This is a genomic window from Amycolatopsis jiangsuensis, assembly GCF_014204865.1.
Classification (GTDB): Bacteria; Actinomycetota; Actinomycetes; order Mycobacteriales; family Pseudonocardiaceae; genus Amycolatopsis; species Amycolatopsis jiangsuensis.
The window spans coordinates 2458951-2471638 of the sequence record NZ_JACHMG010000001.1; the positions used below are offsets into that span (position 1 = coordinate 2458951).

The following is a 12688-nucleotide window of genomic DNA, read 5'->3' on the forward strand; positions in this document are numbered from 1 at the left end:
CGGCGACGCCGAAGGCTGCTCGCGGATTTCGGAAGACGAAGCCGAAGGCTGGTCGCTGATGTCGGACGAGGGCTCGGGAGCAGGGGCGGGGGTGAGTCCGACGCTGATCACGGTCACCCCCAGACCATCGGACACCGAGACTCACCCCCGGTGATGGCCAGGTAACGCGGTATGGACGGGGCCGGGAACTTCCGGTTCCTCTCACCGCGAGACGACCGTTACGTCCGTGAAGCCCCCTTTCACGGACCCGGGAGCCGCCGATTCCCTCAAGTGGACCCCACCAACCTCGGCCACGAGGGGCCCCTCATCGACCGTGGTAGGAACGGCGGCCACCGCGGTGACGCGGAGTACCGACAGTTACCGGAACGCGGGGTAGAAAGCCAGGTCGGCGTGCGGGCCCAGGCGGGCGCCCAGCGCGGCGGCCACCCGGGTGGCGTGCTCGGCGACGTCGGTGTGGCGTGCGTAGCCGGCGTGCTTGGCCAGGTTCCGCCACCACGTCACCAGTGCGGCTTCCCGGCTCACCGGGGCCGCGTGGCGGCGCAGGTCGAGCCGCGGCAGCGTCACGCGGGTGATCTGCCAGACCAGCAGCAGCTCACTGACGGTCAGCAGCTCGGCCAGCTCGGCGTCGTCGGCGAAGGACGGCCACACCGAGACCACCTCGGCGCGCCACGCCGCGATCATCGCCTCGCTCATCCCGGCGGGCAGGGCCAGCGCGTCGGAGCAGAAGGCGAACGGCAGCCGCAGGTACGCCGCGTCGACCAGCGCGGTGCGGACCCGGCCGCGTTCGAAGTCGAGAAACCGCACCCCGGATCCGGTGACCAGATTGTTGTCCGGACTCAGCTCCACCGGGCTGAACGCGCGGAACGCCGCCGACCGCGCCTGGCTCACCGCCGTGGCGACGCGCTCGAGCACGGCTTCGGGCACCGAGACCCCCAGCAGGCCCGCCAGCATCGGCGGGACCTCCGCGGCCTGTGCCGCGAGGTCGGACTCCTCGATCCGGCCGGGCCCGCCGAGCCGGCGCAGCAGCGCGTTGAAGTCGGCCTCGCGGCTGGCCGTGCTGGCGTGCAGCCGGCCGAGCGAGCGTGCCCAGGACAGCAGGGCACGTTCGGCGGCTCGGGAGTCACGCGCGGCGAGCTTGTCCTGCAAGGTCGGCGCGCGACCCAGGTCCTCGATCACCAGCACCCGGTCGCGGCCGTCGTGGGCGAGCAGTTCCGGGCACATCCGCTCGTCCGGCGCGAGCGCGGTGAACAGCTGATAGCTGACCGCCTCCTGGGCGAACCGGTCGCCCCGGCCCGGTACCGGCGGATCCGGATAGTGCTTGACCACGAGCGTGCGCGGCAACGCGAAGGACGACGACACCACGCGGGCACGCACCACCGTGGCGGGCCCGCTGCCTTCGAGGTCTTCCGGATGCACGAGCGTGATCGCGCTCCCGAACCGGCGGGAAAGCACCGCCTCACCCGCCGCGACCGCCGCGGCGACGGCGGACTCCCCGGCTCCCGCCCGCACTCCGGCGTCCCCGGCGGAAGAGGTGTCGACTTTCATTGGCACCGACCCTACTCGTGACTGCGCGACCATGACCACCAGCTCGCGGGCAGGAGAACGCGAGGCACCGCGTCCTTCTTCACCCTCGCGAAAGCGGACGTAACAGGACGCCGGAACGTTGCTTGCGCCGGCGAAGGATCAGCACAATGGCCGCCGCGAGCACGATCCCCGCCAGGTTCACCAGCAGCTGGAGCAGCGAGAACCCGGCCCGGTCCCAGCGCCCGGCGACCGCCGCGACCACGACGTATCCGGCCGCGGGCACAGTGGTCACCGAGATGAACACGCCCACCAGCGCGGCCGATTTCGCCGAGGTCATCGCGAGCATCCCGGCCGCACCCGCGAGCAGTGCCACCACGAACGACGCCGGGCCGACCTGGTAGACGAAGTCGACCTCGTGGTTGCGCACGATCACGTCCGGTTCGAAGATCCCGGCCGCAGTGCCGAGCAGCACCCCGGCCAGGGTGCACGCCATCGCCACCGGGAACCCGGCGACCAGGGCGAGCCCGGCCCGGCGCACCAGATCCCACCGGCGCAGCACGAGGCCCATCGCGATCGCGGCGAGCGGGCCGAACTCCGGGCCCACCACCATCGCGCCGACCACGGTGACCGGGGAATCGGTGAGCACCCCGACCGCGGCGAGCAGACAGGCGATCACGAGGAAAGCCTGGAACGTCGCGTTCCAGCGGGATTCCTCCCCCGTCCGGCCGAGCAGTTCCTGCCACACCACGGCGTCCGCCGCCTCACCCGGCGCGGATTCCTCCGCGGCGTCGGCCGCGTCGGACAGCGCCGTGTCCAGCGCTTCCATGGTGATCCCGCCGGAATGGTCGAGACCGAGGCCGCACAGCGCGTCGACGATCTCGTCGGCGGCCTCGCGCGCCACGTCGGCCTCGACCAGGTCGCCCTCCGGTGTCACGGCCACACCCCGGTGCACGATCAGGTGCGCGGTGCCGGGATGTTCCCGCAGCAAGTCCACCGCTTCGGCGGTGCGCTCCGGTGGGCACACCGCCCGCAAGTGCAGCACTACTTCGCCGGCGCCGCCGGTTTCGCGTCGATCCCGGCCTCCTTGCGCTGCAGGGCGGTGATCGGCGCGGGCGCGGCGGTGAGCGGGTCGTAGCCACCCCCGGTCTTCGGGAACGCGATCACGTCACGCAGTGATTCCGCGCGCGCCAGCAGCATCACGATACGGTCCCAGCCCAGAGCGATACCGCCGTGCGGCGGGGCGCCGAACTGGAAGGCGTCGAGCAGGAAGCCGAACTTCTCCTGCGCCTCCTCCTCGCCGAGACCCATCACCGCGAAGACGCGCTTCTGCACGTCCTCGCGGTGGATACGGATCGAGCCGCCGCCGATTTCGTTGCCGTTGCAGACGAGGTCGTAGGCGTAGGCGAGCGCGTTGCCGGGGTCCTGCTCGAACGTGTCGATCCACTCCGGGGTGGGCGAGGTGAACGCGTGGTGCACCGCGGTCCACTTGCCGGAGCCGACCGCCACGTCGTCACCGATGTCCTCGACCGGCGCGAACAGCGGCGCGTCCACGACCCAGACGAACGACCAGGCGTCCTCGTCGATCAGGCCGAGCCGCCGTCCGATCTCGTCGCGCGCGGCGCCGAGCAGCGGCTGCGCGGCGGACGTCTTGCCGGCGGCGAAGAAGATGCAGTCGCCCGGCTTCGCGCCGGCCGCGGCGGCGACGTTCGCACGCTCGGTCTCGGACAGGTTCTTCGCGACCGGGCCGCCGAGCGTGCCGTCCTCGCCGACCAGGACGTAGGCCAGGCCCCGGGCCCCGCGCTGCTTGGCCCACTCCTGCCACGCGTCGAGCTGCCGCCGCGGCTGATCCGCGCCGCCTGCCATCACGACCGCGCCGACGTAAGGCGCCTGGAAGACGCGGAACGGGGTGTCGGAGAAGAACTCCGTCATCTCGGTGATCTCGAGGTCGAAGCGCAGATCCGGCTTGTCCGAACCGTACTTCGCCATCGACTCGCGGTAGGTGATCCGCGGGATCGGGGTGGCGATCTCGTGCCCGATCAGCCGCCACAGCGCCTTGGCGACGGCCTCGCCGACCGCGATCACGTCGTCCTGCTCGACGAAGCTCATCTCGATGTCGAGCTGGGTGAACTCCGGCTGCCGGTCGGCGCGGAAGTCCTCGTCGCGGTAGCAGCGGGCGATTTGGAAGTAGCGTTCCAGGCCGCCGACCATGAGCAGCTGCTTGAACAGCTGCGGCGACTGCGGCAGCGCGTACCAGGAACCGGGCTTGAGCCGGGCCGGGACGAGGAAGTCGCGCGCGCCTTCGGGGGTGGAACGGGTCAGCGTCGGCGTCTCGACCTCGACGAAGCCCTGGTCGTACAGCACGTCGCGGGCCGCGCGGCTGACCTCGCTGCGCAGCCGGATCGCCGCCGCCGGCCCGCTGCGGCGCAGGTCGAGGTAGCGGTGGCGGAGCCGGACCTCCTCGCCGACGTCGACCCGGTCGTCGATCGGAAACGGCAGCGGCGCGGCCTCCGACAGCACTTCCAGGTCGGTGGCGAGCACCTCGATGTCGCCGGTGGGGATCTCGGGGTTGGCGTTGCCCTCGGGCCGCTGCGCGACCTCGCCGGTGACCCGCACGCAGAACTCGGACCGCAGCGCGTGCGCGCGCTCGGCCATCTCGCCCTCGCGGAACACGACCTGGGCAACGCCGCTGGCGTCCCGGAGATCGATGAAGATGACCCCGCCGTGATCGCGCCGCCGAGCCACCCAGCCGGTGAGGGTGACGGTCTGACCGGCCTGCCCGGCACGCAGGGTGCCGGCTTCATGAGTGCGGAGCACTGCGACTGCTCTCCTTAAGCCCACGGGGTCGTCGGCGGGATTCGCCGAACACGGTTTTCGCCGAACACAGAGGCTAACGAACCCACCCCCGGGCCCCGCCACCAGGTTTGACTCCCGGCGGGCCGCGCACCGGTCGGCAGCACCGGGCCGGTCATGCTGGTCGCTGCCAGCGGGCCAGTCGCGCCGGCCGGTGGTATCGGACCGGTCGTGCGGGCCGGTGCCACCGGCCCGGTCGTGCGGCTCGGTGCCACCGGGCCGGTCACGCTGGTCGCTGCCAGCGGGCCAGTCGCGTCGGTCGGCGGTACCGGGCCGGTCACGTTGTTGGTCGGTGCCACCGGGCCGGCCACACCGGCACGACCCGGGCGAGCCGCGTTGGTCGGTGCCACCGGGCCAGTCGCGTCAATCCGCACCACCGGGCGGTTACACCAACCGGCACCACCGGGCCGGTCGCGCCGGCGGGTGCCACCGGGCCGGCCACACCGGCACGACCCGGGCGAGCCGCGTTGGTCGGTGCCACCGGGCCGGTCGCGCCGGCCGGTGCCACCGGGCCGGTCACACCCACCGACAGCACTGGCCCGGTCATACCAACCGACACCCACCGGGCCAGTCACACCGGGCCGTACGACCGGGCCGGTCACACCAGGCGGTGCCACCGGGCCGGTCGTGCCGGTCGGCAGCGCTATCGCGGTTGCCGTCGCTAGCCCGGGTATTTCCGCTGAGCCGATTGCTCTGTTGCTCCCGGTAACCGGTCGTTTCGGTTGCTCCGGTCGTACAGGTGCGCCGGGTTGCTTCGGTTGCGCCGGGTTGCTTCGGTCGTTTCCGGTGCTTCAGGTACTCCGGGCGTCCTGCGTGCCGGTATTTCGGCTGCTCGACGGCCAGGGCCAGTGCCAGGGTCAAGGGAGCAGGACGATCTTTCCCCGGGTTCGCCGTTCGGCGAGGCGCCGGCAGGCTTCTCGGACGTCGGTGAGCGGGTAGGTGGCGGCGACCGGGATGTCCAGCTCGCCCGCGGCGACGAGGTCGGTCAGGCGCTGGAGACCGGCCGCTCCACCGGCGTCGTTGGTGCCCGCGATGCCGGCGCGGCCGTCGAGCCCGGCCTGGAAGTCGACGACGGTGTTGATGCGTTGCGCGGGGACGCCCAATTCGTGCGCGAGGTCGACGTAGCCGGCGCCGTAGGTGTCGATGAACGCGTCGATCCGGTTGCCTGCCGCCGAACGGATCCTGGCCGCCTGGCCGTCCCCGTAGGTGACGGGGGTGACGCCGTGCTCGCGCATCCAGGCGTGATTGGTCTCGCGGGTCAGGCCGATGACGGCAGCGCCGCTGCGGCGGGCGAGCTGGACCGCCACGAGCCCGACCGCGCCGGCGGCGCCGGAAACCACGACCGTTTCGCCGGGGCCGGGGGACACGGCTTCGATGCTGGCGAGCGCGGCCATCGGCGCGACGAACATCGAGCCGGCGACCTCCCAGCTCAACGCCGCGGGCTTCGCCACGAGGTGATCGGCAGGCACCGCGGCGAGTTCGGCGTGGCTCGTGCGCGACGCGGACCCGCCGAGCACGTGGTCGCCGAGGTGCCATCCCTCGACACCGTCGCCGACGGCGGCGATTTCCCCGGCCAGCTCCATCCCCTGACCGACCGGGAACGTCATGGACCACTGCGGCACGTCCGAATCCCGCCCGGACAACCGCGCCCGCAGCGCCCACGCTTCTTCGGCGAGACCCTCCCGCACGTACCCGTCCCCGGGGTTGACCGCGGCCGCCCGGACCCGGACCACCACCTGCCCGGCCGCGGCCACCGGATCGTCGACCTCGCGCACGTCAAGCACGTCGACGTCGCCGTAGTGATCGAAGCGCACTGCCTTCATCGTCCATCTCCTGAAATCGGCCAATTAGTCATGACTCATGTTGAGACATGACTCATGTTTACCATGCTGAACCGGGGTCCCGCTAGGCTGGTCACCGTGAACGCGGAAACGGACGCCGACGACCGCGCGGCCGGACCGAGCAACCCCGGCGCTCTCGAATTCCAGGGGACCGTCTCGTGGCTGCTCGCCGGGGCCGGGAAACTCGTCCTGCACCGGTGGACCGGCATGCTTGCCCGGCTCGAGCTGACCTCCAGTCAGTTCAAGCTCCTGCTGGCGCTGGACGAGATCGGGCCGCTCGGCCAGCAGCGGCTGGCCGAGCTGGTCGGGATCGATCCGCGCAACGCCGTGCCGATCATCGAGACCTCGGTCGGGCAGGGCCTGCTGACCCGCACGGTGGACCCCGCCGACCGGCGCCGCCGGGTCCTGGAACTCGCCGCCGACGGCAAACGGGTCGCTGCCGAGCTGCGCTCCTCGAGCGCCGAGATCGAGGACGAGCTGCTGGCCCCCCTCGACCAAGCCGAACGCGCTGCCCTGCAACGAACACTTCGCACCTTGCTCGACGCTTCCGACAAACACCCGTGACAGCACCGGGGTCTCCCGAGCCACGCACCGACCCGGACGTCACCACGCAGGTCGCCCTGAGGCGTGCATGCTGACGCCCCGGCAACGCTTCCGGAGATTTCTTGAATGTGCAGTGCCCCGCGCCCGGCCAGGCGGCAGCTCGGAAGCCAGCGCACGGTGCAGCTGGCTGTCTGCGGTCGTCGTCGGAGTGCGAGCGCAACGTCGGAGTGAGCTGCGCATTGGCGGGACTGGCCAGGCGGGTCGATTGCCCCGCGACCGACCGACCCGGGGCGGTCGACCCGGACTGATCAGTGAGAGCGCGGCCGCCGAAAAACAGCTGCCCGCACCGAAACGCGTCCCGGCGAAGCCGGCCACCCGCAGCAATCCTCAAAGGCAGACGTACGCATCCCGAGCTTGGCCAGCCGGATCAGGTGCCCCGAGCCGACCGAGCCCTGACGACTGCCCGGGCCGGAAGAGCGAGGGCCCGGCCGCCGGAAGGCAGCCGCGAGTTCCGGCTGTGCGTACAGCCGAGGCTCGACGTCCAGCGGTGGATTTTCGCCGGAATGAGCGCTTGCAATGGACTTTCCGCCGGACTCTGCCACCCGCGACGGGCCTCCCACCGAAACTGCCACCCACGACGGACTCTCCACCGCAATGGCCGCCCGCGGTGGAATTTCCGCCGGAACAACCACCCGCCAAGGACTTCCCGCCGAAACGGGCACCCACGATGGCCACCCGCGATGAGCTTTCCACCGGACTCGGCAACCCGCGACGAACTCTCCACCGGAACGGCCGCCCACAGTGGACTCTCCACCGAAACGGCCCACCCACGACGGACTCTCCACGGGACTCGGCCACCCACGATGAACTCTCCACTGCACGACCGCCCGCGGTGGGCTTCCGCGGGGGCCGGTCGGCTGCGCGGTCAGAGCAGCCGTAGTTGGGCGGGCTTGTGTGGTTCGGGTGTTTCCGGTTCCGGTTCGCGGTGTTCGTGCGCGGTGCGGGGTGCCAGGCCGTGGCGGCGCAGCAGGGGGCCTGCCCGGGCGGCCAGGCGTTCGCGGTACCCGGGGTCGACATAGCTACCCCGGGCGTACAGGCGCCGGTATTTCGGCACCAACGCCGGATAGGTGCGGGCCAGCCAGGACGCGAACCACTCCCGCGCGCCCGGGCGCAGGTGCAGCGGCAACACCGTCGCGCTGGTCGCTCCGGCCTCGGCGAGTTCGGCGAACAGCGCGTCGAGGGCTTCGGCCGAATCGGTCAGGTACGGCAGCACCGGCGCGACCATCACCGAGCACGGCAGCCCCGCCGCCGCGGCTTTGCACACCAGGTCGAGCCGCGCTCGGGGACTCGGCGTGCCCGGCTCCAGCCTGCGCTGCAGCTCGCGGTCGAGCACGGCCAGCGACACCGCCAGCCGCACGGGGACGTCCTCCCCCGCCGAGCCCAGCAACGGCAGGTCGCGGCTCAGCACGGTGCCCTTGGTCAGGATCGACAGCGGGGTGCCGGAACCGGCCAGCGCACGCACGATGCCGGGCATCAGCCGGTACCGGCCCTCGGCCCGCTGGTACGGGTCGGTGTTCGTGCCCATCGCCACGGGTTCCCGGCGCCAGCCGGGATGCTTCAGCTGGGCGGTCAGCACCTCCGGCGCGTTCACCTTGACCACGACCTGGGTGTCGAAATCCCGCCCGGCGTCGAAGTCGAGATAGGTGTGGGTGTTGCGGGCGAAGCAGTTGTGCGAGACCACGCCGTCGGCCACGAAATCACCGGTGCCGGTGGTGATGTCGTACAGCGGCAGCTCCAGTCCCATCGGCTCGACAGCGGCGACGCGACGGCGCACCGAACCGATGACAGTGCCCTCCAGCGACCGCTTCCACTCCACCGCCGGATCGGTCAGGTGCACAAAGCGCAGCACCTCGCCGGTCCCGCCGGTGAGCCGCGCCTGCCGGCGGCCGGGGTGCCGGCGGTGGCCGACCGTGTCGTAGGCGAAGGAGAACCGGTCGAGCGCGGCGAACAGCGTGTCCACCACCTCGGTCTCTTCGTGGGCCAGCGTCAGCGTGCCGCGCCGGTACCCGCCGGACAGATCGAAAAGCCCGGCCAGGAATCCCCGCGCCCAGTGCGCGTCCGGCGCCCGCGGGATCCGCATGAACCCCACCGACGATCCGAAGTCCGGCAGGTACCCCAGCGCTCGCGCGGCCGCGTCCGGCTCCGCGGCGAACCCGCCGGAGCGCAACATCCCGCACAGGTACCCGGCCCGGTAGCCGAGTGTGTCGTCCGGCGTGCGCGCGAACCGGCCGGCGCCGACCAGCTCCACCCCCGGCTCCAGATGCGGCCGCTGAGCGGTGCCGAGCCTGCTGCCGGTGACGTACTTCCAGCCGCGCGCGCTGAGGAACCGGTGGTCCGGGCCGGCGACGAGCCGGGTACCGTCCTCGAGCGTGACCCGGTAGGCCTCCCGAACCGTGCTCCACTGCGCCAGCACCTCGGTGGGCACCAGCCGGCGCGCCACCCCGTGGCCCCGCGTGCCGAGGATCCGGTCCCCCTCGCGCAGCTCGGCGATCGGCCTCGTCCGGCCGTCGGCCATCAGCACCGGCGTGTCGCCCTCGAGACAGTAGGTGCACGCGTGCGAACAGCCGCGGTACGGGTTGACCGACCACCGGAACGGCACCATCGACGCGTCCGGCACCCGGTTCAGCACCGACCGGGCGCGGACCTCGTGGAACGTGATCCCGCCGAACTCCGGCGCGCGCACCGACCGCACTGCCTCACCGAACGCGCCGAGCCCGGGAAGGACCGGCTCTCCCTCCCCCGCACGCAACTGCTCCCATCGCACCCGAACATTCGAACACATGTTCTAGGCGTGAGTCAAACACCTGTTCGAATGAACGTATCGGTAGTACCGTGATACTCGGTCCGATGATCTTCGTACGAGGAGGTGAGAGCGGTGCGGGCGATCGGCCTGACCGAGTTCGGCGGTCCGGAAGTGCTGCGGGTGTTCGAGCTGCCGGAACCGGTGCCGGGCAAGGGAGAAGTGCGCATCCGGGTGCACGCCGCATCGGTCAACCCCACCGACACGCTGTTTCGGTCCGGCGCCCTGAAAGCGCGGTTCGAAGGCCGCTCGGGGCCGTACGTGCCGGGGATGGACGCCGCGGGCGTGGTCGATGCGATCGGCCCGGGCACCGGCACCACGCTCCGGCCGGGCGACGCGGTGATCGCGATCGTCCGGCCCTACGGTCCCCGTGGCGGCGCCTACGCCGAGTCGATCGTGGTGCCCGCGGACTCGGTGGTGCCGAGGCCGTCGACGGCGGACTTCCCGGCTGCCTCGACGTTGCTGATGAACGCCCTCACCGCCCGTCTGGCGCTGGATCTGCTGTCTGTGCCCGCCGGGGGCACGGTCGCGGTCACCGGAGCGGCCGGGGCATTCGGCGGATACGCGGTGCAGCTGGCCATGAGCGACGGGCTGCGAGTGCTGGCCGATGCCGGGCCGGCTGACACGCAGCTGGTGGCTGGGCTGGGCGCGGACGAGGTGGTGGCGCGAGGGGACGACGTCGCCGACCGGTTCCGTGCCCTGGCACCCGATGGGGTGGACGGCGTGCTCGACGGGGCGATGCTGCACGAACTGGTCGTCCCGGCGATCCGGGATTCGGGTGGCATCGCCGTCATCCGCGGCTGGGCGGGGCCGGCCGGCCGCGGGATCCGGGTGCATCCGGTCTGGGTCAACGAGGTGGCCACCGACCATGACCGGCTGCTCCGCCTCCGGGAGCAGGTCGAGGCGGGCGAGCTGACGCTGCGGGTGGCCGACGTGCTGCCCGCGGGCCAGGCCGCCGAGGCACACCGGCGGCTGGCCGAAGGCGGGGTACGTGGCCGCCTGGTGCTGGACTTCACCGCCTGGTAGGGCCTTCTGGCCTCGGCGAGTCCACTGGGGCCGGAAGGAGTCGCCGGGGCTGCCGGATTCGCCGGGCCGGGGTTGGACGGGATCGGTAGGGGGCACGGGTCCGCAGCTGGGCTGGGCTGCGGGCACGGGTTTCAGCCGAGGCCGGTCGCAGGCAGGGACCCCAGCGGGGGCCGGTCGCGGCGCGGGCCTCAGCCGGGGCCGGTCGCGGCGCGGGCTCCAGCCGGGGCCGGTCGCGGCGCGGGCCTCAGCCGGGGCCGGTCGCGGCGCGGGCCTCAGCCGGGGCCGGTCGCGGGCACGGGCTCCAGCCGGGACAGGTCGCGGGTGCAGGCCTCAGCCGGAACCGGGCAGCAGCCACGGATCTCAGCCCGGACCGGCAGCAGGCACAGACCTCGACCCGAACCGGGCAGCAGCCACGGACCTGGGCCGAGGCCGAGCAGCGGGCACAGGCCCCAGCCCCGACCGGCAGCGAGCGCGGGTCCCAGCCCGGACCAGCAGCGAGCGCGGGTCCCAGCCTAGGCCGAGCCCCAGCCACCGACCCCAACCAGACACCAGCCACGCACCGCAGCCGGGACCGGGCAGCAGCCACCAACCCCAGCCAAGCACCAACCACCGGCCTCAGCCGGAGAAGTGTTCGAGCGCGCGGATCTTGTTCGTTGCGTCGAGCGCGGCGACTTTGTACGCCTCGGACAGGGTGGGGTAGTTGAAGACGGCGTCGACCAGGTAGTCCACCGTGCCGCCGCAGCCCATCACCGCCTGGCCGATGTGCACGAGGTCGGTCGCACCGGTGCCGAACACGTGCACCCCCAGCAGCTTCCGGTCCGTGGTGGACACCAGCAGCTTGAGCATTCCGTAGCTGTCCCCGCTGATCTGCCCGCGGGCCAGCTCCCGGTATCGCGAGATGCCCACCTCGTAGGGCACCGACGACGAGGTCAGCTCGGCTTCGGTGGCACCGACGTAGGAGATCTCCGGGATGGTGTAGATGCCGATCGGCTGCAGCGCCCCCAACCCGTTGGCCGGTTCGCCGAACGCGTGGTACGCGGCCAGCCGGCCCTGGTCCATCGACGTCGCGGCGAGCGCGGGGAACCCGATCACATCGCCGACCGCGTAGATGTGCGGCACCGCGGTGCGGTAGTACTCGTCGACCTCCAGGCGGCCGCGGGGATCGGCGGCGAGGCCCGCGTTCTCCAGCTCCAGTTCGCCGGTCATGCCCTGGCGGCCCGCCGAGTACATCACCGCGTCCGCCGGGATCCGCTTGCCGCTGACCAGGGTGGTCACCGTGGCGTCGTCGGACACCGCCACGTTCGACACCTTCTCGCCGAAACGGAACGTGACGCCGAGGTCCCGCAGCTGGAACTTCAGCGATTCCACGATCTCCGGATCGCAGAAGCCGAGCATCTGGTCCCGCTGCTCCACCACGGTGACCCGCGAACCGAGCGCGGCGAACATCGACGCGTACTCGATGCCGATCACGCCGGCGCCGACCACCACCAGCGACGACGGGATCTCCTCCAGCGCCAGCACCTCGTCCGAGTCGAGCACGCGGGCCGCGTCGAAGTCGACGTGGTCCGGCCGCGCCGGGCGGGTGCCGGTGGCGATGACGATGTGATCGGCGGTGACCGAGCGCCGGTCGCCGCGATGCCGTCCGTCCACCACGACGGTGTGCGGATCGGCGAACGATCCGGTGCCCGGCAGCAGGTCCACGTGGTTGCGCAGCAGCTGGGCGCGCACCACCTGCACCTCCCGGCCGATCACGTGCTGGGTGCGGGCCATCAGATCGGCGATGGTGATGTCCTGTTTGACCCGGTAACTGGCGCCGTACAGTTCCCGCTGGTTCATCCCGGTCAGGTAGAGCACCGCTTCGCGCAGGGTCTTGGACGGGATCGTGCCGGTGTTGACGCACACCCCGCCCACCATGTCGTGCCGGTCGACGACCGCCACTTTCTTCCCCAGCTTCGCGGCCGCGATGGCGGCCTTCTGCCCACCCGGGCCCGAACCGATGACGATGAGGTCGTACTCGTGTTCGCTCACGCGACGAGCCTGCGCA

At 71.9% G+C, this 12688-nt stretch carries 8 protein-coding genes; 2 read left to right on the forward strand and 6 right to left on the reverse strand.

Annotated elements, in window-relative coordinates; all coding sequences use genetic code 11:
* Positions 1-357: 357 nt before the first annotated feature.
* The 4 genes from BJY18_RS10715 to BJY18_RS10730 all read right to left on the reverse strand — a co-directional run bounded on the left by BJY18_RS10715 (position 358) and on the right by BJY18_RS10730 (position 6197).
* On the reverse strand, positions 358-1545 hold the full coding sequence (locus BJY18_RS10715) for a phosphotransferase (RefSeq protein WP_184779834.1): 1188 nt from the start codon (positions 1543-1545) through the stop codon (positions 358-360).
* Between the two features lie 79 nt (positions 1546-1624).
* On the reverse strand, positions 1625-2566 hold the full coding sequence (locus BJY18_RS10720; RefSeq protein WP_184779835.1) for a DUF389 domain-containing protein: 942 nt from the start codon (positions 2564-2566) through the stop codon (positions 1625-1627).
* The gene (gene aspS / locus BJY18_RS10725; protein ID WP_184779836.1) at positions 2566-4338 is read right to left on the reverse strand and encodes an aspartate--tRNA ligase; all 1773 of its coding nucleotides are present in this window, start codon (positions 4336-4338) and stop codon (positions 2566-2568) included. Before aspS ends, BJY18_RS10720 begins: the two co-directional genes overlap by 1 nt.
* An 893-nt stretch (positions 4339-5231) precedes the next feature.
* On the reverse strand, positions 5232-6197 hold the full coding sequence (locus BJY18_RS10730; RefSeq protein WP_184779837.1) for an NADP-dependent oxidoreductase: 966 nt from the start codon (positions 6195-6197) through the stop codon (positions 5232-5234).
* A gap of 96 nt (positions 6198-6293) precedes the next feature.
* Between BJY18_RS10730 and BJY18_RS10735 the strand changes: the two genes are divergently transcribed.
* Positions 6294-6779: a MarR family winged helix-turn-helix transcriptional regulator gene (locus tag BJY18_RS10735; protein ID WP_184779838.1), complete on the forward strand. Its 486-nt coding sequence runs from the start codon at positions 6294-6296 to the stop codon at positions 6777-6779.
* 904 nt (positions 6780-7683) lie between these two features.
* Here BJY18_RS10735 and BJY18_RS10740 read toward each other — a convergent pair.
* Positions 7684-9582 carry an intein-containing Rv2578c family radical SAM protein gene (locus BJY18_RS10740; protein WP_184779839.1) on the reverse strand — a complete coding sequence of 633 codons (1899 nt, stop codon included), beginning with the start codon at positions 9580-9582 and terminating at the stop codon, positions 7684-7686.
* 111 nt (positions 9583-9693) lie between these two features.
* Here BJY18_RS10740 and BJY18_RS10745 point away from each other — a divergent pair, with 111 nt between their 5' ends.
* A complete protein-coding gene (locus tag BJY18_RS10745; RefSeq protein WP_184779840.1) occupies positions 9694-10644 on the forward strand; it encodes an NADP-dependent oxidoreductase in 951 nt (316 codons plus the stop codon).
* 615 nt (positions 10645-11259) lie between these two features.
* On the opposite strand, the gene sthA is transcribed toward BJY18_RS10745, so the two are convergent.
* Positions 11260-12672, reverse strand: a complete 1413-nt coding sequence (gene sthA, locus BJY18_RS10750; protein ID WP_184779841.1) for a Si-specific NAD(P)(+) transhydrogenase — start codon at positions 12670-12672, stop codon at positions 11260-11262.
* Positions 12673-12688 lie beyond the last annotated feature (16 nt).

Bases quoted from the DNA above. Each gene is read 5' to 3' on its own strand.
- BJY18_RS10730 (WP_184779837.1), bottom strand. From the start codon at position 6,197: ATGAAGGCAGTGCGCTTCGATCACTACGGCGACGTCGACGTGCTTGAC.
- BJY18_RS10715 (WP_184779834.1), bottom strand. From the start codon at position 1,545: ATGAAAGTCGACACCTCTTCCGCCGGGGACGCCGGAGTGCGGGCGGGA.